Here is a 389-nt window from a genome sequence, read left to right as displayed (position 1 = left end):
CGATGAATGGCACGGAGAATTACAAGTATGGACCGGTGGCAAAAGAAAGCAGACCTGGCCGGCGAAGACATCCGTGGGCACAGGTGCTGAAATGGGTGATGATGGGACCTTGCGATCCGGGTGCCGATCCGGGCGCCGGCTGCGGTGCAGCGCTTCAGGATGCGTCTGCACCCTGAGGGAACCGCTTGTAGTGGTACTGCGGATTCCTCCGGGGCGTCCCGCGGGTGAAAGCCACCGCGGGATACGCATGCAGCTGGGGCCCGCACCCCGAAGGATGCGGGCCCCAGCTACGGATTGCGCGTGAGCGTCAGGCCGGAACGATGTTCTCGGCCGTCGGGCCCTTCTGGCCCTGCGCGATGTCGAAGTTCACCTTCTGGCCCTCGAGCAGC

Annotated in this window: 1 protein-coding gene; it reads right to left on the bottom strand. The window is 64.8% G+C overall.

Going from position 1 to position 389, the window contains the following annotated elements:
- Positions 1 to 307: 307 nt before the first annotated feature.
- The coding region (locus tag IG05_RS43245; RefSeq protein WP_037815961.1) for a cold-shock protein at positions 308 to 389 on the bottom strand (82 nt) is incomplete at its 5' end.

The sequence above is a fragment of the Streptomyces sp. NRRL S-1022 genome, assembly GCF_000720135.1.
In the GTDB taxonomy this organism is placed as follows: domain Bacteria; phylum Actinomycetota; class Actinomycetes; order Streptomycetales; family Streptomycetaceae; genus Streptomyces.
Note: the sequence above shows the minus strand (reverse complement) of the source record. Positions and strands in the feature narration are given on the sequence as shown.